At 63.1% G+C, this 21,482-nt stretch carries 15 protein-coding genes; 1 reads left to right on the forward strand and 14 read right to left on the reverse strand.

Annotated elements, in window-relative coordinates; translation table 11 throughout:
• Window positions 1–136 precede the first annotated feature (136 nt).
• The 14 genes from ABIN98_RS01880 to ABIN98_RS01945 all read right to left on the reverse strand — a co-directional run bounded on the left by ABIN98_RS01880 (window position 137) and on the right by ABIN98_RS01945 (window position 19,314).
• Window positions 137–745 (reverse strand): trimeric intracellular cation channel family protein, encoded by a 609-nt coding sequence (locus tag ABIN98_RS01880; RefSeq protein WP_346906897.1) that lies wholly within the window; start codon window positions 743–745, stop codon window positions 137–139.
• A gap of 78 nt (window positions 746–823) precedes the next feature.
• Complete coding sequence (gene grpE / locus ABIN98_RS01885) at window positions 824–1,465, reverse strand: nucleotide exchange factor GrpE (protein WP_346906899.1); 642 nt, start codon at window positions 1,463–1,465, stop codon at window positions 824–826.
• Window positions 1,466–1,621: 156 nt separating this feature from the next.
• Window positions 1,622–1,942 (reverse strand): thioredoxin, encoded by a 321-nt coding sequence (gene trxA, locus ABIN98_RS01890; RefSeq protein WP_190292497.1) that lies wholly within the window; start codon window positions 1,940–1,942, stop codon window positions 1,622–1,624.
• A gap of 84 nt (window positions 1,943–2,026) precedes the next feature.
• On the reverse strand, window positions 2,027–5,539 hold the full coding sequence (gene addA / locus ABIN98_RS01895) for a double-strand break repair helicase AddA (RefSeq protein ID WP_346906901.1): 3,513 nt from the start codon (window positions 5,537–5,539) through the stop codon (window positions 2,027–2,029).
• Window positions 5,536–8,676: a double-strand break repair protein AddB gene (addB, locus tag ABIN98_RS01900; protein WP_346906903.1), complete on the reverse strand. Its 3,141-nt coding sequence runs from the start codon at window positions 8,674–8,676 to the stop codon at window positions 5,536–5,538. Before addB ends, addA begins: the two co-directional genes overlap by 4 nt.
• 3 nt (window positions 8,677–8,679) lie before the next feature.
• Window positions 8,680–9,414 carry a nucleotidyltransferase family protein gene (locus ABIN98_RS01905; RefSeq protein ID WP_346906905.1) on the reverse strand — a complete coding sequence of 245 codons (735 nt, stop codon included), beginning with the start codon at window positions 9,412–9,414 and terminating at the stop codon, window positions 8,680–8,682.
• Window positions 9,415–9,453: 39 nt separating this feature from the next.
• Window positions 9,454–10,980, reverse strand: a complete 1,527-nt coding sequence (gene tsaE, locus ABIN98_RS01910; protein ID WP_346906907.1) for a tRNA (adenosine(37)-N6)-threonylcarbamoyltransferase complex ATPase subunit type 1 TsaE — start codon at window positions 10,978–10,980, stop codon at window positions 9,454–9,456.
• Window positions 10,981–10,992: 12 nt separating this feature from the next.
• Window positions 10,993–13,407 (reverse strand): PAS-domain containing protein, encoded by a 2,415-nt coding sequence (locus ABIN98_RS01915; RefSeq protein ID WP_394701409.1) that lies wholly within the window; start codon window positions 13,405–13,407, stop codon window positions 10,993–10,995.
• Window positions 13,408–13,731: 324 nt separating this feature from the next.
• The gene (gene ahcY / locus ABIN98_RS01920; protein WP_346906909.1) at window positions 13,732–15,120 is read right to left on the reverse strand and encodes an adenosylhomocysteinase; all 1,389 of its coding nucleotides are present in this window, start codon (window positions 15,118–15,120) and stop codon (window positions 13,732–13,734) included.
• Window positions 15,121–15,498: 378 nt separating this feature from the next.
• Window positions 15,499–15,780 carry an HPr family phosphocarrier protein gene (locus tag ABIN98_RS01925; RefSeq protein ID WP_346906911.1) on the reverse strand — a complete coding sequence of 94 codons (282 nt, stop codon included), beginning with the start codon at window positions 15,778–15,780 and terminating at the stop codon, window positions 15,499–15,501.
• Window positions 15,781–15,795: 15 nt separating this feature from the next.
• Window positions 15,796–16,200 (reverse strand): PTS sugar transporter subunit IIA, encoded by a 405-nt coding sequence (locus tag ABIN98_RS01930; protein WP_346906913.1) that lies wholly within the window; start codon window positions 16,198–16,200, stop codon window positions 15,796–15,798.
• A 110-nt stretch (window positions 16,201–16,310) separates the two neighbouring features.
• Window positions 16,311–16,793, reverse strand: coding sequence for an HPr kinase/phosphatase C-terminal domain-containing protein (locus ABIN98_RS01935; protein ID WP_346906915.1), 483 nt, complete (start codon window positions 16,791–16,793; stop codon window positions 16,311–16,313).
• Window positions 16,790–18,604, reverse strand: a complete 1,815-nt coding sequence (locus ABIN98_RS01940; protein ID WP_346906917.1) for a sensor histidine kinase — start codon at window positions 18,602–18,604, stop codon at window positions 16,790–16,792. Before ABIN98_RS01940 ends, ABIN98_RS01935 begins: the two co-directional genes overlap by 4 nt.
• Window positions 18,605–18,615: 11 nt before the next feature.
• Complete coding sequence (locus ABIN98_RS01945; protein WP_346893716.1) at window positions 18,616–19,314, reverse strand: response regulator transcription factor; 699 nt, start codon at window positions 19,312–19,314, stop codon at window positions 18,616–18,618.
• 444 nt (window positions 19,315–19,758) lie between these two features.
• On the opposite strand from ABIN98_RS01945, the gene ABIN98_RS01950 reads away from it, so the two are divergent.
• Window positions 19,759–21,369: a phosphoenolpyruvate carboxykinase gene (locus ABIN98_RS01950; RefSeq protein WP_346906919.1), complete on the forward strand. Its 1,611-nt coding sequence runs from the start codon at window positions 19,759–19,761 to the stop codon at window positions 21,367–21,369.
• Window positions 21,370–21,482: the final 113 nt, after the last annotated feature.

Here is a 21,482-nt window from a genome sequence, read left to right on the forward strand (position 1 = left end):
GCTGCCGATGCTGACCCTTACCGTTATCGGACTCACGGCATCCCTGGTTTCGATGTAAGCCCGGATCCCGTTTTTGAAAAAGCCGGCCGCGAGGCCGGCATTTTCATTTCTGAGCCGCGATTGCCCCTCACAACGTTCACGACTTCGGGCTGCTGTAGCCCGGCAGCGTCCAGCCGAATTGAATGGCTCCGCCACGCAGGACGAATGCCAATGCGGCTGCAGTCGCGGCCGCTGCCCATCCACCCAACCCCAGTGTCACCAGAAGCACATAGGCGCCGGCGCCGGCAAAGGCGGCAGATACGTAGATTTCGGACTTGATGATGGCGGAGGGCTCGCCGGCGATGACATCGCGCAGAATGCCGCCAAAGGTCGCTGTTGCCACGCCCATTGAGACTGCCACCAGGGCCGAGTCGCCGACGCTGAGCGCCTTGGCGGCGCCCAGGACCGAATAGGCCGAGATACCGACGGCATCCGCCCACCTGAGCGGCTTGCCGAAACCTTCCGCGATGTGAGCGAAGAACCACATGGCGACACTGACCGCTACGCAGACCATAAGATAGGCGTTCGAATGAACCCAGAAGACGGGCACGCCCAGCAACAGGTCGCGCAGCGTTCCCCCGCCTATTCCGGTGAGGGTGGCGAAAAACAGAAAGGCGATGAAATCCATCTGCTTGCGCGACGCGACGATGGCACCGGAGATCGCAAAGACGCCAACGCCAAGATAATCCAGCACCTGCAACAACATGCCCGCCCCCAAAGAAAAACCGCCTCCCCGGCAGCCGGGGAAGCGGCATTATAGAAATCAATCGGACTTTCGAAAGTCTCAGGCGGTCTTGTCGACCGTCTGCCCGGCCTCGTCGTCGCCATCCTTGGCCGCCGCGGGGGCTTCCTTGGGGCCGCCCTTGGACACCCCGACCATGGCGGGCCGGAGGACGCGGTCGCCGATCTGGTAACCGGCCTGAACGACCTGGACGACCGTGTTGTTCGGCACTTCGGTGTTCGGCACCTCGAACATGGCCTGGTGGAAATTCGGATCGAACTTCTGTCCGGCCGGCTCAAGCTTCTTGACGCCGTTCTTCTCGAGCTGGTTCAGAAGCTCGCGTTCGGTCATTTCCACGCCTTCGAGAAGTGCTACCAGCCCGGCGTCCGCATTCTGGCGCAGCTCGTCCGGCACGGCATCGAGCGCCCGGCGCAGGTTGTCGGACACCGTCAGCATGTCGCGCGCAAAGCCTGCAACGGAATATTGCCGGGTGTCCTTCAGTTCCTTTTCCGTGCGGCGGCGCAGGTTTTCCATTTCCGCCATCACGCGCAGGGCCCGATCCTTGAGATCGGCGTTTTCCGCCTTCAGCGCTTCGATCGGATCAACGGCTTCACTGCCGGCAGACGCGTCATCGGCCGCGGTTTCCGCAGCCTGAGCGGCGACCTCGGCTTCTTGATCTTCGGGGGTGTTGTTCTCGTTGCTCATAGTTCGTCCGTAAGATTGCGTTCGATCGGTTCAGGTCATGAACTCATAAATGGTTCGGGCGGATATGCCATAAGCATACCCGCCTGAAAATCGCCGATCACGTCACCCACCGGTGCGGGGCGACCGGTCCAAAGGCCTCAGCGGCCCGTTTTGGAATCAGAGCGCGCTCTTGATCCAGTCGGCGATCTTGCCCTTCGGTGCGGCGCCGACCTGGCTTGCAGCCGGCTCACCGTCCTTGAACAGGATCAGCATCGGGATGGAGCGGACGCCATATTTCATGGCCATGTCCTGGTTCTCGTCGATGTTGAGCTTGGTGATCTTCACCTGGCCCGACATTTCCTCGGAGATTTCCTCAAGGGCCGGAGCGATCATTTTACAAGGGCCGCACCATTCCGCCCAGAAATCGACGACGACCGGTTCGGAAGACTTCAGAACGTCTGCTTCGAACGTAGCGTCAGTGGTTTTGTTGGTAGCCATGTCTTACCTCTTTCGATAGGTCATGCGGCCGCTGAAAAGCGTGCATGCGCGTTGGGCCGAACGTAGGTAGCCATGGGCGATCCGTCAAGCGGGTGAACCGTCGCTGCGCAGGCGCGAAAACGTCTCATCCAGAACCTCTGACGGCACCATCATGAGCGACGGGGTTACGGTCCATAGCAGAGCAGCCTCCACCGGCCGGTCGGAATAGATCTCACTCAGCAGCTTCCGGTAGACGCAAAGCTGGGCAAGATATTCGGGCGGAATCCCCTCCACCGTCGACGGCGGGCGCAGATTGGTCTTGTAATCGACGATCAGGACCCGCTCCGGTTCGACGACCAGGCGGTCGATCTGACCGGAGATGGACACCTCCTTGCCGTCGGACGCGATCAGGTTGCCGACCACCGGAACCTCGGCCCGGGCCGCGCTTGAAAAGAGCGGTGAGAATTCGGCCGCGTTCAGAATCTCGTGAACTTCGCCGAGCAACCCCTGGGCGTTGCCGGCGAATTCTTCGGGAAGTGCTGCGGCGATGAACCGTTCGGCCGCTGCTTCCCGGTCACCAGGCGCAAGATCGGGAAGGGTTTCCAGCAACCGGTGAACGAGCCGGCCTTTTTCCAAAGGCCAATGAGCCGGTTGGCGGCGCGCTTCCAGGCGTGAAACGGCGGGCACCGGGTCGATCCCTTCCTTTTCCTCCATGACCTCGAAGACGCGGGACGGCTGCAGCCGGGGTTTTCGGACGAAGGCGGGCGCCTTTTGCGTCAGCCAGACCGGCAGTTCCGGGTTTTCAGGTTCGACAGGCACAGCTGTTTCGGCGGCGCGTGGAGCACGTTTTTCCGCAGCCGGCGCCGGTTCCTTCTGCCAGCGCCAGGCTGCCGTTTCGCCGTCGGCACCTTTGATCTCCTCCGCCTCCGGCCTCAGGGCGCGGGCGACGATGTTGTACCAGCAGTCGTCATGAGCACCGCGCTTGGGTTCCCAGCCGCAAACAACAAGCCTATCCTCGGCCCGAGTCAGCGCCACATAAAGCAGGCGCCGGTACTCCTCCTCCTGGCCTTCCCGCAGGCCGTCGATAGCCTCCGCGTGCCAGGGGGTCCGCTCCTCCTTGACCGGCAGCCAGACAAGGGCCGGCGGCAGCAGCGGATTGCCGAGCCTTTGCCGCGGCAGGAAGGCCGGATCGTGGATCGCGCTGACCGGCGCTCCTCCCGGATCGACCAGGAAGACAATCTTCGCCTCCAGCCCCTTGGAGCCATGGACGGTCATGATCCGGACCATGCCCTTGGAATTGGTCAGCTCGCGCTTGATCTCCGTCGGGGCAGCGTCCATCCAGGCGAGAAAGCCTTCAAGCCCCGGCGTCCCGGTCTGCTCGTAAGCGATGGTGAGTGCCAGAAATTCGTCGAGCACGTCATCGACTTCGACACCTAGCCGGGCGCGGAAGCCCAGACGGCCGCCGTCTGCGGCAAGCAGGCGGGCATAGAACTCGTAGGGCGGCATGAAGTCGGCCCGCGCGCGCCAGAGCTCCAGTTTCTTGCGGACTTCGTCCCATTTCGGACTTGCCTCGGCCCTGCGCACCAGCATCTGCCACAAGGTTCCGGCGCGCTCCTTCTCCGGCGTCTCGCGGGCGATTTCGAGGAGGTCGTCGTCATTCAGACCGACGAGCGGGCTTTTCAGGACGGCGGCCAGCGACAGGTCGTCTTCGGGCAAAAGCAGGAACCGGCCGAGGGCGGCCAGATCCTTGACCGCGATGTGATCGGTCAGGATCAGCCGGTCGCTGCCGGCCGCCGGAACGCCGAGTTCCTTCAGTTCCCGGTTGAGCGCCTCCACGAAAGGCCCGCGCTTGCGTACCAGGATCATCACGTCGCCGGGATCGGCGGTGCCGTCGCGCATCCAGCTGCCGATCGTCGTCGCGATCCGGCGTGCGACCTTGAGCATGGGGCTGCCGGAGCCGACCCGGTCGATCGGAACAATCCAGTCTTCCGGCTCGGCCGCCTCTTCCTCTGCTTCAAGCGGCCAGAGTTCGACGATGCCCGGGTCCTTGCGGATCGCCTCGTGCACCGGCGCCTTGACCTCCTGTGACAGGCCGCGATGGGCCTCCACATCCTTGAACACCCGGTCGACGGCGCCGAGCACGTCGGGCGTGGAGCGGAAGGAAAGCTGCAGGTCGACGGAATGGAACAGACGGTCCGCGGCAGCCGAGCGTTTAGCGAATTCCCGGCGCATTTCGTCGAAATAGGCGGGCACCGCGCCCTGGAACGAATAGATCGACTGTTTCTCGTCGCCGACGGCAAAGATGGTGCGTACCTGGCCGCGCGCGCCTTCGCCGGTGAAAAACTCTTCCGCCAACGACCGGACGACCTCCCACTGGCGCGGACTGGTGTCCTGCGCCTCATCGACCAGAATGTGGTCGAGACCCTGATCGAGCTTGTACTGCACCCACTGGGCAGCTTCGGCTTCCCTCAGCATCTTGGCGGTGCGCACGACCAGATCCTCGAAGTCGAGGAACCCACGCGCGGTCTTGGCCTTTTCGTAGTGCCCGATCACCGCATCGGCGAGCCTGAGAAGAGCTGCCGTGCCTTCGAAGGTAACGGCCAGCCGCCGTTCCTGGAGCAACTCCATCAGGCGCGCCTGTTCAGCCTCCAACTGCTCGACCACATCCGGCGCGCTTTCGACGATCTTCTTTGTCGCCAGCGACTTCCGCGGTTCCAGTTTTGACGTCAGGAAGATCTGCAACCAGACATCCTTGAAGGCCTCTGGATCGGAGAGCTTCCAGGCCTGGATCAGCTGATCGGCCTTTGCCTGGTCGGTCTTGCTGCCGCTGCCAAGGATCTCCGCTGCGCGGCGGGAGGCCAGTTCATCGAGAAGCGCTTCATCGCGGAAGCGCCGGTCCAGGTCGCGCAGGTTCATCTCGGGCCGGACGCCGAGATCGGTCGCGAGATGGGCGAGAGCGGTTTCCAGATCGCCTTCGTCTGCGGTCCAGCGGCGGAAGGCGTCCCGGTTCTGGATCAGTTCGTCGAGCGCCTTTTCCACCCCGGCATCGCTCATCAGGTCGATGACAGCGGCAAGCGCTCGGCCGAAGGCACTGTCGGGCTGCGTCTCGGCGATATGGAAGACGGACGCCCGCGCCTCCGCCATCAGTTCCGCGCCCTGCCGGTCGTCGAGGACGGTGAAGTGACCGGCGACATTGGCCTCCAGCGGGAACTGGTGCAGCAGCGCCTCGCAGAAGCCATGGATGGTCTGGATCTTCAGGCCACCAGGGGTTTCAAGCGCACGGGCGAAAAGGCGCCTTGCCAAGGCGATCCGGTCCGCATTGGGCTTGCGGCCTTCGACCGCTTCCAGTTCTTCCGCCAGCGCCTCGTTGTCCTTGGTCACCCAGTCGCCCAGGATCCTGAAGACACGGGTCGCCATTTCGGCGGCGGCAGCCTTGGTGAAGGTCAGGCACAACAGGCGCGAGGGATCGGTGCCATCGAGCAGCAGGCGCACCACCCTGCGGGACAGCACGAAGGTCTTGCCGGAACCGGCATTGGCGCTCACCCAGGCAGACGCCCGCGGCTGGGAAGCGAGGTCCTGGCGCTTGCGGGTCAGTTCGGGGATCTGGAAGCCGCTCATTCGCCGTCCTCCGATCCGACCGACCATTCCTGGACACGGGCCAGATGATCGTAAGGTCCGTCGGTCTGCCGTTCACGCAGGACACGCGCCCGGGACAGATAGCCGGTGGTCTCCTTGCCGTAATGGGCAATCAGCTGCTCCAGGCGCGTCCAGGCTTCCTCGATCAGATCGGCGAGATCCTTTTCCTTGGGATCGCGGCGCAGGGCCGCGACGGGATCGGCACCGCCCTTGAGCTGCAGGTAGAGAAGTTCGGAGACGGGCCGGTCACCGGGCACGTCCTTGAAGCCGAGCCGCCGGATCATGGCCGCCTCCAATGGCATCTGCGGTGACAACAGGCTTTCCACCTGCTTGATAGACGGCACCTGTCCCGTCTTGTAGTCGAGGACGGCAATGGTGCCGTCGGTCATCAGGTCGATCCGGTCGGCGCGGCCGCGCAGGCGGAACTCGCTCCCCGGCAAGGCCAGTTCCGCGCCGCCTGAGACTTCCAGGAACCGGGTTTCGACGGAAGGCGCCCGCTGCGCCTCGAGGGCGACGAAGCCGCCGGCGATGCGTACGAACCGCGGCCACCACAGCGCCCGGATCGCCGGGAAGGCTTCGAGCGAGGCAAACAGCTCCTCGCCGATCTCGACCAGGCGACGCACCGCGCTGTCGTCGTAAGGCCCGGTCCATTCGCCTAAGAACTGCGCCAGCGCGTCGTGAATGATGGTGCCCTTGTCGGCCGCATCCGGTTCCCCTCCGATCGGATCGACCGGCTGCAGCTCCAGCACATGCCGGGCGAAAATGGCGTAGGGGTCGCGAACGAGGCGTTCGATCTCTGTGACGGACAGACCTTTCGGCCGGGCGGCAAGCGGCGGCATCGGTTCCGGCCGGCGGGCAGAACGCACCGGGCTGTCCGGACGGTCGAGCAGGCCGGCGAGATCAGTATATCTCGCACCCCGCGCTTCCATCTCCTTTGCGATCTCCGGGCCTGCCAAGGTCAGCAGCCGCTGCAGCCAGCGGGAGGCGACGGTCGGCGCGCCATCGGCACGGGCGGAGCGGGAGAGCAGTACACGCTTGGCGCCAAGCCCCTGGACGAAATCATGGGCGGAGGCGCCGATCCGACGCTCTGGCGGATCGAGGCCCAGGTCGCGCTTCATCGGCCGGTTGAGCCAGGGATCGTTGCGGGTGCGCTGCGGCCAGATGCCCTCGTTGAGGCCGCCGAGAATCACCAGATCGGGCGCCTGCAGGCGGGCTTCCATCGGGCCGAGGATCTGGATGCGCGGATCGCCGGGCAGCCGGCGGCGCACGGCGGTTCCCGACATCAATGCGGGAAACACAGACGGCCATTCGGAGGGCTTCAGTTCCAGGCCGCTGTTTTGCGCCTCCAGCAGGCCGGTGAACATCAGCGCCAGCGCCTCGCCGGTTTCGCCTGAATAAAGTTCCGCATCGGAGCCTGCCTCATCGCGGGCGATCCGGCTCAGAACCTCGGCATGGGCGCGGGCAAGCTCGGCAACATTCAAAGTCTCCGCGCTGTCGGCCAGATCCTCCAGCGGCGCCAGAGCATCGGCGAGGCGGTCCACCAGATCGCCGATGGCGTCCCAGTCCGCCTCGTGGATCTTTTTCCAGCGCGGCGTATGAGCTGCGGTCTCCGCGGCCTCCCGGCTGGCGGCAACCGCGTCCTTCAGGCCTTGGGTTCCGGGCCGGGCTCGCGGTCCGCGCAGGACGCCGCGTTCCAGCGCACGGGCGGCGGCGCGCATGTCCTTGATCGAAAGGCCGAGGCGGGCCAGCGGGTGCTTCAGCAGCGAGAGCAGGTCGACCGGCTCGCAGCCGTTGAAGGCAAGCTTCGCGGCAAGGCTGGCGAGGATTGCCGGCGGGGTCTGGTCGAGCGGCCGACCGGCACTGTCGTCCACCTGGATCTGCCAGCGGGCCAGCTCGCTCGCGACCCGGCGGGTCAGCATCCGGTCGGGGGACACAAGGGCGGCCGTTTCGCCCCGTTCCAGCGCCTCGCGCAGGGCGACGGATACGCTCAGAGCCTCGTCGGCCTCATTGCGGGCGGTGATCACGCCAACATTCGACAGCGCCTGCCGCCTTTGCGCTTCGGGAAACCCCTCAAGGAACGCCATCCAGTTCTCGGAGGTTTCGGCAGGGCGCAAGGCTTCGGAGACAATCACTTCGCGATCGATGAGGCTCTGTTCCGGAAGGGCGCCGAGAACATGGACGTCCCTGCGGGTGACGCCCAAGGCCTCCAGAAGCAGTTTCAGGCTGAATTGCGGATGGCCGGGGACCGTTATGGACTTGCTGAAATCGGTGCCGACCGGACGACCGCCAAGGGCCGTCCATGAGGGGTCGTCCATGTGCATATCCAGACCGGGCAGGACGATGACGCCGTTGTCCAGCCTGGCGACCGTCTTCAGAAGTGCGGCGGTTGCCGGTACCGAGCCGGTGGTTCCGGCAACGATCACCGGACCTTTCGGCGGCTCAGCGGCGAGACGTTCGGCTTCGCGGCGAATGAGGGCGGAGCGGCGCGCCTTCGGGTCCATCCGGCCCTGTTCGGCCAGATGTGCCGGCCAGGCCTCCTGGACGATCTTCAGGAAATCCAGGGTGATCTGCCAGTAGCGGGCATGATCGTCGGGCACCAGACCTGCGAGATCGGACCAGTCGGCCTCCTCGACCTCGATCTCGTCCATCAGCGTCAGGAGATCGCCGGCTAGCCAGGCGGCATCTGCGGCAGAAGCCGGTACGCCCAAAGGTTCGTCGGAGCGCAGGTTCAGAGCCTCGCGGCGGAGTGCGCCCTTCCACGCCATCACGAGCCGCGTCATCGCCAGATGGCGTTCCAGAACGGGCATGGCGGGCGGCAGGGGCTCGCCATCGGCTTGCGCCGACAGGGCCTGGGCATCCTCGTCAACATCGCCGAGCGGGCGGATCGTCGGCAGCAGGACAGGCCGTCCATCGAAGACCTCCTGGAACAGGTCGGGCAGGAGGCGCGCGGCGCGGCGGGTCGGCAGATAGAGCGTTGCCGCCGACAGGAGAAGCGGATCGTCGAGCGGTCGAAAGCCGGGTACCAGGGTTCCGTCGGCCAGGGTTTCGACCAGGCGCTTCAGGAAGGGAACCGAAGGCGGAATTGTGAAAATGCGCGGATGAATTCCCTGGCCCGGCATCGATCAGGCGGCGCTGTCGCGCACGGCGTATTCAGCGGCGCGGATCGCGTCCGGCGTGCCGATATGCAGCCAGATCCCTTCCATCTCCACCCCGAAAAGCCGACCCTCTTCGATCGCCTTGTCGAACAACAGGTTCATCGAGAAAGCCCCGTCCGGAGCGCCTTCGAAGAGGCGCGGATGCAGGATCGCGGCACCCGCATAAGCAAAGGCGGTCACGCTGCGTTCCGGACGCCGGATCAGGGAGCCGTCCTTGCCCATGTCGAAATCGCCCCGGCCGGAATAGCCAACCGACTTTACCGTCTCGGCCACCAGGAGCAGCGCATCCATGCGGCCCTCATCCCAGGCATCGATCATGTGTTCCAGGTTGGGCTTCACCCCCTCGATCCAGTAGGCCGTATCCGCGTTGAGCTGGAAAAACGGCTGATCGCCCAGAAGCGGCAGCGCTTTCTTGATACCGCCGCCGGTTTCGAGCAGGTCCGAACGCTCGTCGGAAATCAGGATTTCCATGTCCTTCCGGCGGCGGGCATGAACCTCCACCAGGTCGGCGAGATAATGCACGTTGACGACACAGGAAGAGACGCCGGCTGTCGCGAGCCGGTCGAACCCGTGGTCGATCAGGGCCTTGCCGTTGACCTCGATCAGCGGCTTCGGTGTGGTGGCGGTAATCGGACGCATCCGTTTGCCCCGGCCGGCGGCCAGGATCATTGCTTTCGAAGGACGAAACGTCTTCTCGTTCATTTCCCGTTCCAGTTTCGGTTTCCGGGACCGCACAGGCTTCTAGCCGCGGTTCCCATCATACCAGAGCTTCAGATCCGACAGAACAGGATGCACCAGAACCCGGTCAAGGTAAGATTGCATCCTTGGCAAATGATCCAGATACGCCGGTTTGCCGTCCCGTTCAGCCAGGCGGATGAATATCCCCAGGATCTTGGTGATCCTCTGGGCGCCCATGACCGCATAGGCGGCGGAAAAGCCGGCTTCGTCGAAATCCGGATCGGTGGTTTGCCTTGCCAGCACATAGGCCTGATAGAGGTCTTTTTCCAGAGCCTCAGGAATGTCGACGCGGGCATCGAGCAGGAGGGAGGCCACGTCGTAGGCGACAGGCCCGATCACCGTGTCCTGATAATCGATCAGCCCCACCCGGGATGTCCCCTCCTGCTCCTCCCGCCAGATCAGGTTGGGCGAGTGATAGTCGCGCAGCACCCAGCCGTTTTCGGCGGCGGCTATGGCATCGAATGCGGACTGCCAGAGGCGGTGAAAGTCCTCGCGCGCAGTCACGGTCGCCGCCTTGCCGGTGGAATATTTCACGTACCAGTCCAGATAAAGATCGGCTTCCGTCTGCAGCGCTTCGCGCGAATAGACCGGGACGTTGTAGTCGGACCCGTCCGGCAGCCGCACGGTGTCCGGCCAGTGAGCGCCATGCATCTCCGCCAGAACCAGAACCGCCTGCTCATACCGTTCCGCGATCGGCGTGCCGTTCGACAGCACGCTGCCCGAACCCAGGTCCTCCAGCACCAAGAGCCCCGCCTCGAGGTCAGACGCAAAGACCGCAGGCGCCGCGAATCCCCTGCGGCGCAGTTCCTCGCCGACGGCGACAAAGGCGCGGGCACCGGGCGCGCGGTGGACAAGGCGATTATAGGCAAGGGCCGCTTCAGACCCGGCTTCCCCTTTCGGCGCCGGCCAGTTCATGACGACTGCGGATCGGCCTTCCGAAGAAACGCGCTCGTAGCTGCGAGTGGAGGCGTCGCCGGTCAAATGACGGCGATGTCCCGCTCCGAGGCCGGATTGCGTCAGCAGGTGCCGGATCTTGAGTGTCCGGTCCAGGAGCTCCGGCCAGCCGGCGTTGTCGGAGGCAAACAGGACGCGGCGGCTGTCGTCGTCTTCCCCGGCCTCGAAGCGAAGCCAGAGGGCGCCATAAGGTAACAGGTCCCCACCCTGCTCCGGCCATTCGACCAGAGCCGCACCGGTTTCCAGAAGTTCGTCCAGTCCCAGTTCCTCCAGTTCCTCCGGCTCTTCCAGCCGGTAGAGGTCGAAGTGGGAAACCGCGAACCGATCGAAGTCGTAGGTCTGGACCAGGGTGAAGGTCGGGCTCGGAACCTCCAGATCTTCGTCATCGGCAAGCGTCCGCAAGAGGGCGCGGGCGAAGGTGGACTTGCCGGCGCCGAGATCACCGGTCAGCGCGATCAGGTCGCCCGGAGCGAGAATGGCCGCAAGGTCTTCCGCCAAACGACCGGTTGCCGCCTCGTCCTTTAGGTCGAGGACCAGGAAGGGATCGGAAATATCACGAAGTGCCGGGCCGGACATGGTCCCGCCCGCTCATTCGGCAGCAATGCGGCCGGTCAGTTCCGGCTTGGCGGGAAAGATGCAGGTGACCGTGGTGCCCTTGCCTTCCTCGGAATCGATTTCCACCTTGCCGCCGTGCAGTTCGACGAAGCTCTTGACGATGGCGAGGCCGAGGCCTGCCCCCTGGCGCTTGGAACCGGTGTCGTGGCCGACGAAGCGGTTGAACACCTGCTGCAGCACATCGGCGGGGATGCCGTGACCATGGTCCTGGACCACGAAGACGACGTTTTCGTCCTTCCGGTCACAGCTGACGTCGACCACGCCATGCTCGTCGGAATAACGAATCGCATTGGAAATCAGGTTGAACAGCACCTGACGCAGGCGCTTTTCGTCCGCCAGGATGGTGCCGACATTGTCGGGCACGTGGGTGTGCAGCGTGATCTGCGTCTCGGCGATCCGGTCCTTCAATCCCTCGACCGCCGCTTCCACGGTGGCCGCGACATCGACCTCGCTCAGGTCCAGCTCCATGATGCCCGCATCGAGGGTCGCCAGATCGAGAATATCGTTGATGATCGCAAGCAGTGCGGAGGAGGACGAGCGGATGTAATCGGCGTATTCGCCCTGCTTGTCGGACAGTTCCCCGAACTTGGGATCGGTCAGCAACTGGGCGAAGCCGATGATGTTGGTGAGCGGCGAGCGCAGCTCGTAGGACACGTGCTGGATGAAGGCATTCTTGAGCTGGTCGGCCTGCTCCAGCGCCTCGTTCTTTTCCACCAGGGCGCGCTCGACATTCACGCTGTCGGTGACATCGACGAAGGTGACCAGCGTGCCGCCGTCGGGGAGCGGAACGGTCGCATAGTCCAGGACCGAGCCGTCATGGCGCTCCATGCGGTTGGCCGCCTGCATCCTATTGTCGACCAGACCGGTGACGCTGCCGGCAAGCTGCTGCCAGGCCTCGACCTCGTCCTCACGCTTGGCACAGGCATCGACCACGTTCTTCACATGCGGCATGTCGGAGAGCATGTCTTCCGACAGGTTCCAGATGCGGGCGAAGGCCGGGTTCCACAGGCGGAGACGGCCGTCGGAACCGAACACGGCGACGGCTTCCGACAGGTTGTCCAGGGTTTCGCCCTGAACTCTTGCCAAGGCGTTGTAACGGCTTTCCAGGTCGAGGCGTTCGGTGACGTTTTCGTAGATATAGGTCACGCCGCCCTGGGGATGCGGGTTTGCGATGACGCGCAAGGTGCGGCCGTCGGGCAGGTGCCACCAGCTCTCCTGGGCTTCCAGGGACTGGTAGCTGTTCAGCATCTTGTTCCGCCAGACCCGATAGTCGGCCTGCTCGGGCAGCTTCCGAGCCGCCCGCAGCGCATCGAGAACCGCACCGTCCTCCGGGCTGTTTTCCAGGAAGGCCGGATCCAGATCCCACAGCTGACGGAAGGCGGCATTGTAGAACTGCAGCTTACGGTCGGCGGAGAAAATGGCAACCGCAGTCGCAAGCTGGTCGAGCGTGCGGCCGTGGAATTCCTCGGCACGGGCGAGCTCCTTGCGGACCTGTTCGAGCTCACTGATATCGATCGCAACGCCGGCACTGCCCACATTGGCGGACACATCGGTAACCTCGAACACGCAACGCTTGCCGGCAGCCACGATCGGCATGCGGGCATGGAAGCTGCCGTCCTCGTCCCGTTCGCTTGCCATGGCGCCCTGAGCGGCGGCGTCGAGGAACGGTGCGCCATCGCGCAGGGCGGAGGCCGCATCCGGCGCGTCGACCGCATGGGCATAGGCGGCATTCGCCCAGATCAGCTTGCCTTCCGCATCACGCTGCCAGGCGGGAGCCGGCATCGCGTTCAACAGGGCATGAAGCATATAGAGCTCGCCCGAGATCCGGGCGTTGCGCGCGGCAAGCTCGGCCTGCATCTGGCGTTCGCCGGTGAGATCGCGCAAGCGCAGCACGACGGCGCCGCCGGTGGTGCGGCCGGCCGCCTCGACATAGGTGCCGGTCCGGGTTTTTAGGGTCGTCGAGAACGGTTCGCCGGTGTTGAACAGGGTATCGAGGCAATCTTCCAGATCGGCGGAGCCTTTGGCGGTCAGCCAGTTGCCGAAGGACAGCAACTGCGCCTCGTTGCGCGGCACGCCGGATTCCTCAGGCAGCACGCCCCAGACCTGCGGCACCGCGCCGTTGCCCGTCCACACGACCACCCTCTGCTCGTCGGTATTGAGCATGGACTCCAGCCGGTCGACCTGGAACCTGAGGTCGCTGGCCTCCCGCTTCATCGCCTTGGCGAATTGCGCGGACTGCTGTTTGTGACGAACCAGGGCGATTGCGGCAGTGACGGCAAAGGCGCACATGCCGCCGACGGCGCCGAAGAGAACCATCGTGTCCGGATTGATCTGCATGGAGGAGGCGGGAAAAAATTCGGCAGACCATGCGGCAGGAACGGAAATCATCGACGCGGCGGCGGCAGAGCCCACCAACCTTACCGATGATAGAATCCTTCCCCGCAACGTCGCGTTCTCACGCGCGCCGTCATAGTTGCCTGCCGGCATTCCATGATCCCCTTAGCCGCCGTTTTTCCCGTGAATCCGGGCTGAATCAGCAGCGTGTGCCTCGTGGCTACTGATTCGCTAAAACCATAACCTTTTTGGGAATCGCGAAGAAGAGTCAGTTTCTGAAAAGTTAACGGAATTACTAAAATCTTAAAAATCAGGCTCAAATTTCGCCGAGCCGGATTTCACCCGCCCCACCAGATGTAGTGGGGCGGGTGATACGTATCAGTACTTGTAGTGCTCAGACTTGAACGGGCCAGCCTTGTTAATCCCCAGGTATTCCGACTGGGAATCCGTCAGCTCGGTCAGCGTCACGCTGAGCTTCTCAAGGTGCAGACGAGCGACCTTCTCGTCGAGATGCTTCGGCAGCACGTAGACTTCGTTCTTGTACTGCTCACCGCGGGTGAAGAGTTCGATCTGCGCCAGCACCTGGTTGGTGAAGCTGGCGGACATCACGAAGCTCGGGTGGCCGGTGGCGTTGCCGAGGTTCACCAGACGACCCTGGGACAGAAGGATCATGCGCTTGCCGTCCGGGAACTCGTACATGTCGACCTGGTCCTTGACCGGGCGGCACTTGGTGTTCTTCAGGGCAGCGACCTGGATCTCGTTGTCGAAGTGGCCGATGTTACAGACGATCGCCATGTCCTTCATCCCCTTCATATGGTCGAAGGTGATGATGTCCTTGTTACCGGTTGCGGTGACATAGATGTCGCCTTCCGGCAGCGCCTGTTCGATGGTCTTGACTTCATAGCCGTCCATCGACGCCTGCAGGGCGCAGATCGGGTCGATTTCAGTCACGATCACACGTGCACCGGCGCCTGCCAGAGACTGGGCCGATCCCTTGCCGACGTCGCCGTAGCCGCAGACAACGGCAACCTTGCCGGACATCATGACGTCGGTGCCGCGGCGAATACCGTCGACCAGCGATTCACGGCAGCCGTAACGGTTGTCGAACTTGGACTTGGTGACGCTGTCGTTGACGTTGATCGCCGGGAACGGCAGCTGGCCCTTCTTCTGCATCTCATAAAGACGCATGACGCCCGTGGTGGTCTCTTCCGAAACACCCTGGATCAGGTCACGCTGCTTGGTGAACCAGCCCGGGTTCGCGGCCATGCGCTTCTTGATCTGGGCGAAGAGGCATTCCTCTTCCTCGGACGTCGGGTTTTCGATGAGGTTCGTCTCGCCGGCTTCGACGCGTGCGCCCATCAGGATGTAGAGGGTCGCATCGCCGCCGTCGTCGAGGATCATGTTGGCGCCGTCGTCGAAGTCGAAGATCTTGTCGGCGTAGTCCCAGTATTCCTCCAGCGTCTCGCCCTTGATGGCGAACACCGGAACGCCAGCCTTGGCGATGGCCGCCGCTGCCTGGTCCTGGGTGGAGAAGATGTTGCACGATGCCCAGCGGACTTCGGCGCCCAGGGCGACCAGGGTCTCGATGAGGACAGCCGTCTGGATCGTCATGTGCAGGGAACCGGCGATGCGCGCGCCCTTCAGCGGCTTGGACGCACCGAATTCCTCGCGGCAGGCCATCAGACCCGGCATTTCGGTTTCAGCGATCTCGATTTCGGTCCGGCCCCAGTCAGCGAGCCCGATGTCCTTGACGATATAGTCGTTCATAAAAACGTCCTGAAGTTTGCCCGGACCGGCAACCGGCCGGGCCTGATGATGGGGATACGGGTTGCCGAACGGCAAGCCGCCTCATGGAGGCAGCACGCCTCCCGATGTATACAGGCGGTCTTATAGCGTGCCGCTCGCCAACTAGCAATGCGGATATAAAGATTTCTTTATATCGCTTACCAAGTCATGAACAGCGGTCTTTTCGGCTCAGCCGCACACGGCTCGGCCGCTTAGCCCGCTTTGCGGCATCGGTCCGGAAAAATGGAGGTATATCGAGCCGAAAATTTCAGGATCGCAAGGCAACGGCCGACCTTGCGAAACAAATACGGGAAAATCGCGAAAACGGCTTGCTGCCAGATAAAAAGGCGGAGCCGTACCCTAGTCCGTCTCGCCGAAACCGTCCTCGACAAGTTCGGTGATGGCCGCCATCGCCTCTTCGGCCTGAGCACCGGAGACGGACACCCGGATGCAGCAGCCGGGGCTCGCGGCCAGCATCATCAGTCCCATGATGGAGGTTCCGTCGACGGTCTGCCCGTCCTTGGATACATTGACCTCGGCATCGAACTCCTCGACCAGCTTCACGAGCTTGGCCGATGCGCGGGCATGCAGGCCGCGCTGGTTGACGATGGTCAGTTTCTTTTCGAGGGCTTGGGCGTTCACGGGCCGTTGGTTCCGTCAGTTCTGGCCCGAAAGCACCTGGCTTGCGACGGAAATGTATTTCTGTCCGGCCTGGCGCGCTTCATCCACCGCGTCCGCAAGGCCGCGGTCTCCGCGAACGCTCGCGAGCTTGATCAGCATGGGAAGATTAACACCGGCCACAACCTCCACCGACTTCCCGTCCATGACGGAAATCGCCAGATTGGATGGTGTCCCGCCAAACATGTCGGTCAACAGAACCACACCCTGACCGGAGTTGGCCGATTCGACCGCTTTCAGAATATCCTGGCGGCGCTGTTCCATGTCGTCGTCGGGACCGATGGAGATCGTCTCGACCTGCTCCTGAGGTCCGACCACATGTTCCAATGCCGCCTTGAATTCTTCTGCAAGACGCCCGTGGGTTACCAATACGAGACCGATCATACGTGCCCTGATCCAGCTTGATGAGGTGAAAACGGACAAAAGGCCCGTTTCACGTCTGGGTGCACTGTCGACAAGAGGCCCGCCCGTTGCAAGCAAAAAAGGCCATCCGGTCAGATGTAGTCGGGGCTTTTGGGGAAAAGCCCGCGCATCCTCCAGCGTAAACGGCGCAGATTCTCCATTGGCCGGCCTTCCTCGAGCCCGACAAAGGGGAGATCGACGCCTTCAAGCTCTACGAAAAGCGCGTCTTCTTCAGGAAATCTCTCCAGTTCCCCGGAAGGGACGAGATCGGCGACAAGATGAAGCACCGCTTTCGGCTCGTTCGTCAGCTCAACGATCCCGAGGCCGCGCACTTCCAGTTTTCCGGCGATCGTTGGGGCCGGCGACGCCACGACCTTTCCGTTTTCCCGGCGAAGACAGGTGCGGTCGTCGGAAACATGAGCTGCGAAGTGCCCCTTGTTTCCTGCAGCTTCGACCAGCAGGTCGCACAGGCTCGACTTGCCGGCACCCGAATTGCCACGCAGCAAAATTCCGCGCGTTCCGATAATCACGCAGGCAGCATGAACGGTCGGGGGAAGCCCGCCCGCCTCACTCATTTCGCAACCTTGGCAGGCAGGGTAATGGTGAAGCGCGCGCCGGCAACCCGGCTCTTGCCTGTCGCGGGATCCTCTTCCGTCCGATTGGCGGCGCTGATCGTTCCGCCATAGGCCTCGATGATCTGGCGAGAGATGGACAAGCCCAGACCGGAATTGTTGCCGAAACCTTCGCCGTCCGGGCGGTCCGTATAGAAACGCTCGAAGATACGGTCGGTGTTTTCGGCGCGAATGCCGGGGCCGTCGTCGTCGATGGTGATCCGGATCATGGAACCGGACCGGCTCAGGCCGATCCGCACCGTTCCGTTTTCCGGCGAAAACGAACGGGCGTTGTCCAGGAGGTTGCTGATCACCTGGCCTAAGCGGATATCGTGCCCCATGACCTGATAGGGCGAGGCGCCCTGCGCATCGGCAACGGTCACCAGGATTTCGGCCATATCGCCTTCCGCACGCTGGTTGGCTGCATTGGCAATGGCGCGCAGCAGCTCGGCGAGATCGACCTTCTGGGCATCGGCGCGTGCCAGTTCCGCATCAAGCCGGGAGGCGTCGGAAATGTCCGTGATCAGCCGGTCGAGGCGGCGGACATCGTGCTGGATGATTTCCAGAAGGCGCGCCTTCGACTGATCCGACTTGGCCAGGGGCAGCGTCTCCACCGCGCTGCGCAGCGATGTCAGCGGGTTCTTCAATTCATGGGCCACATCGGCCGCGAACTGCTCGATCGCGTCGATCTTGTTATAGAGCGCATGGGTCATTTCCCGGAACGCCCGGGCCAGATGACCGATCTCGTCCTGACGCTCGGCGAATTCGGGAATTTCCTGGCGCGAGGTCGACCCCATGCGGACACGCTCGGCGGCGGCCGCCAGACGCCGGACCGGGCCGGCAATCGTCCCGGCCAGAAGGATCGACAGCAATGTGGTCACCGTTGCCGCGACCAGGAAGACGCGCATGATGGCGATGCGCTCGGCGCGCACAATGGCATCGATGTCGCCGCCCTGGGTCGACAGCAGCAATGTGCCGAGCACGGCGCGGAACCGCTGAATCGGCACGGCCACGGAGACGATCAGTTCGCCGCGCGAGGACACACGCACGACGCTGGCCGGCGAGCCCGCAAGGGCCGCCTCCACTTCCGGGTAGGCGCGGCCGTCGCCGCCGCCGACTTCCTGATAAAGCGGCAGGTCGCCCCGCCTCAGCCAGAGTTTGACCGACTGCCAGATCTTGTCCCAGAGATTGTCCTCCTCCGCGTTGGGCGGGGGAAGATCGAAGCGCAGGATCTGCGCGCTGGAGTAAAGATGGCGCGAATCCAGGATCAGGATGCCTTCCGGGTCATAGATCCGGGCCCGGGTCTTGGTCGGGGAAATCAGGCGCCGGAGCACCGGCCCGACGCGTTCCGGGTTCACCGGAAAGTCGAGCGTGTCGAGATCGTCGCTTCCCGGCGCGATGCTTTCCCCCGCCTGAAGCTGGAGCAGCCGTTCCGGATCGACGGTAATAGCGCCGGTATCGACGGTGGCCGAGGCGGCGATCGCGCCGGCGATGATCTCGCCCTGGGTCAAGAGGCTTTGCACCCGGGCATCGATCAGGCCGGCCCGGAACTGGTTGAGATAGAGAATGCCGACAACGAGCGCGATCAGGCCGACGAGATTGATCGCGACGATCCGCCGGGTCAGGGAGGACAGCACATAGGTGCCGAAGATCCGGCCGAACCGGTTGAGAAGCCGGCGCCGGATCCGCCTGTTGCCAAGCCTGCGCAACTGGAACCGCTCGGGCACGCCCTCGGGCGCAGCCGTGACGTCCGCCTTCTCGCTCTCTACCGCCATGGACGGGGTCTTCAGACCTCCTTGAACCTGTAACCGACGCCGTAAAGCGTTTCGATCATATCGAAATCGTCGTCAACGACCTTGAACTTCTTGCGAAGGCGCTTGATGTGACTGTCGATCGTCCGGTCGTCAACATAAACCTGATCATCGTAGGCCGCATCCATCAGGGCGTTTCGGCTTTTCACCACGCCCGGACGCTGTGCGAGTGCCGACAGGATCAGGAACTCGGTCACCGTCAGGGTAACCGGCTTGTTGTTCCAGGTACAGGTATGACGTTCCGGATCCATGACGAGCTGGCCGCGCTCCAGCAGCTTTTCGGTCGCGTCGCGCGGTGTCGAGGCATCGCGCGGCTGAACCCGGCGCAAAACCGCCCGGACCCGTTCCACCAGCAGGCGCTGCGAGAACGGTTTGCGGATGAAATCGTCCGCGCCCATCTTCAGGCCGAACAGCTCGTCGATCTCGTCGTCCTTGGAGGTCAGGAAGATCACGGGCAGATCGGTGGTCTGGCGCAGGCGGCGCAGCAGTTCCATGCCGTCCATGCGCGGCATCTTGATATCGAAGATCGCCAGGTCCGGCTGATCGCTCTGCAGGCCCTCCAGGGCCGAGGTACCATCCGTGTAGCTCTGCACCCGGTAGCCTTCCGCCTCCAGGGCGATGGAAACCGAAGTCAGAATGTTGCGGTCGTCATCGACCAGTGCAATCGTCGGCATAATCTGGATCCGTATCCTTCAGGTCACAGGCCGCGTATCGGCCAGCTCGACAGTTATTTAGCCTTTGGCCTGCTAAATGCGCATAAAATATGGCAATCGTACAGTTCGCGGCACTTTGAGTTGCAGTCCGGGTACCAGCAGTCGCTCGCTGCCCGATATCAGTCTATTTACGCATGCTGTTCCAAATGAATGGCAATTCTTGTTGCGAACCTCGCACCACCGCCCTGAAATGATATTATTTGGTAAGCAAATTAATCATCTCACACACGTTGATTGTATTTAATCGATTAAACCGACGATTCAATTGCCTCGCAGTCTTGTTGGATGCACGCGTATCCACTAGTTTCGCCACCGCTCGCAGGCGTGGCTTAACAAATTATTACTTGCCGCCCCTAGGGCAGGAAACGCCAAATTCACACGCCAGATTCACAAGGACAGCGGGATATGCAGGAAGTAGGTGTCAGGAATGGCTCTCACGGCGTCGAGACTTTCGGACTCGAGGGTCTGAAGGCAATCTATTGGAACCAGAGCGAGCCTGCACTTTACGAGCAATCGATCTCGCGCGGCGAAGCTCAGATTGCAGCGAACGGTCCCTTGGTCGCCGATACCGGCGCGCACACCGGCCGCTCTCCGAAGGACAAGTTCGTCGTCGTCGACGACAACACGGCGGATACCGTGTGGTGGGACAACAACCAGCGCATGTCGCTGGACCACTTCGAGACGCTCTATTCCGATTTCCGCGAACATGTGAAAGGCAAGGAACTTTTCGCGCAGGACCTTTATGGCGGCGCGGAGAAAGCCTACCGGCTCCCGGTCCGCGTCTACACCGAATACGCCTGGCACTCGCTGTTCATCCGCAACCTGCTGCTGCGCCCGGAAGTGTCCGAACTCGCCAGCTTCATTCCGGAAATGACGATCATCGATCTGCCGAGCTTCAAGGCCGATCCGGACCGTCACGGCTGCCGAACCGAAACCGTCATCGCCTGCGACCTGACCCGCAAGATCGTGCTGATCGGCGGCTCGTCCTACGCCGGTGAAATGAAGAAGTCGGTCTTCACCTTCCTGAACTACCTGCTGCCGCTGCAGGGCGTCATGTCGATGCACTGCTCCGCCAATGTGGGTGAAGCCGGCGACACCGCGATCTTCTTCGGCCTGTCGGGCACCGGCAAGACCACCCTCTCCGCAGACCCGAACCGGACCCTGATCGGGGACGACGAACACGGCTGGGGCAAGACCGGCGTGTTCAACTTCGAAGGCGGCTGCTACGCCAAGACGATCAAGCTGTCGGAAGAAGCCGAGCCGGAAATCTATTCCACGACCCAGCGCTTCGGCACCGTCCTGGAAAACGTTGTTCTGGACGAGAACCGCATTCCGGACTTCGATGACGATTCGAAGACCGAAAACACCCGTGCGGCCTATCCGATCCACTTCATCTCCAACGCCAGCCCGACCGGCACGGCACCGATGCCGAAGACGATCATCATGCTGACGGCGGATGCTTTCGGCGTGATGCCGCCGATCGCCAAGCTGACCCCGGCCCAGGCCATGTACACGTTCATTTCCGGCTACACCGCCAAGGTCGCCGGCACCGAACGTGGCGTGACCGAGCCGCAGGCAACCTTCTCTACCTGTTTCGGCGCACCGTTCCTGCCGCTGCATCCGTCCCAGTACGGCAACCTGCTGCGCGACCTGATCGCCGAGCACAACGTCGACTGCTGGCTGGTCAACACCGGTTGGACCGGCGGCGCCTACGGCACCGGCAGCCGTATGCCGATCAAGGCAACCCGGACGCTGCTGGCCGGCGCGCTCGACGGTACGCTGAAGAATGCGACCTTCCGCACCGACCCGTATTTCGGCTTTGCAGTTCCCGAAGAAGTGCCGGGCGTCGATTCCAAGATCCTGAACCCGCGGGAAACCTGGGAAGACAAGAACGCCTTCGATCGTCAGGCCGCAAAGCTGGTGCAGATGTTCATCGACAACTTCGCGACCTTCGAGTCCCATGTGGACGGCGACGTCCGCGACGCTGCCCCGGTGCTGCGTTCGGCTGCCGAATAAGACGAACACAATCTATCCTGACACGAAGCGGCGCGCCGGAAACGGGGCGCCGCTTTTTCATGCGCACTTTTCGCGACGCGCCGCTTTCATCTGCGCCCATTGGGTCTATATTT

This window comes from uncultured Roseibium sp., from assembly GCF_963675095.2.
Taxonomy (GTDB): Bacteria; Pseudomonadota; Alphaproteobacteria; order Rhizobiales; family Stappiaceae; genus Roseibium.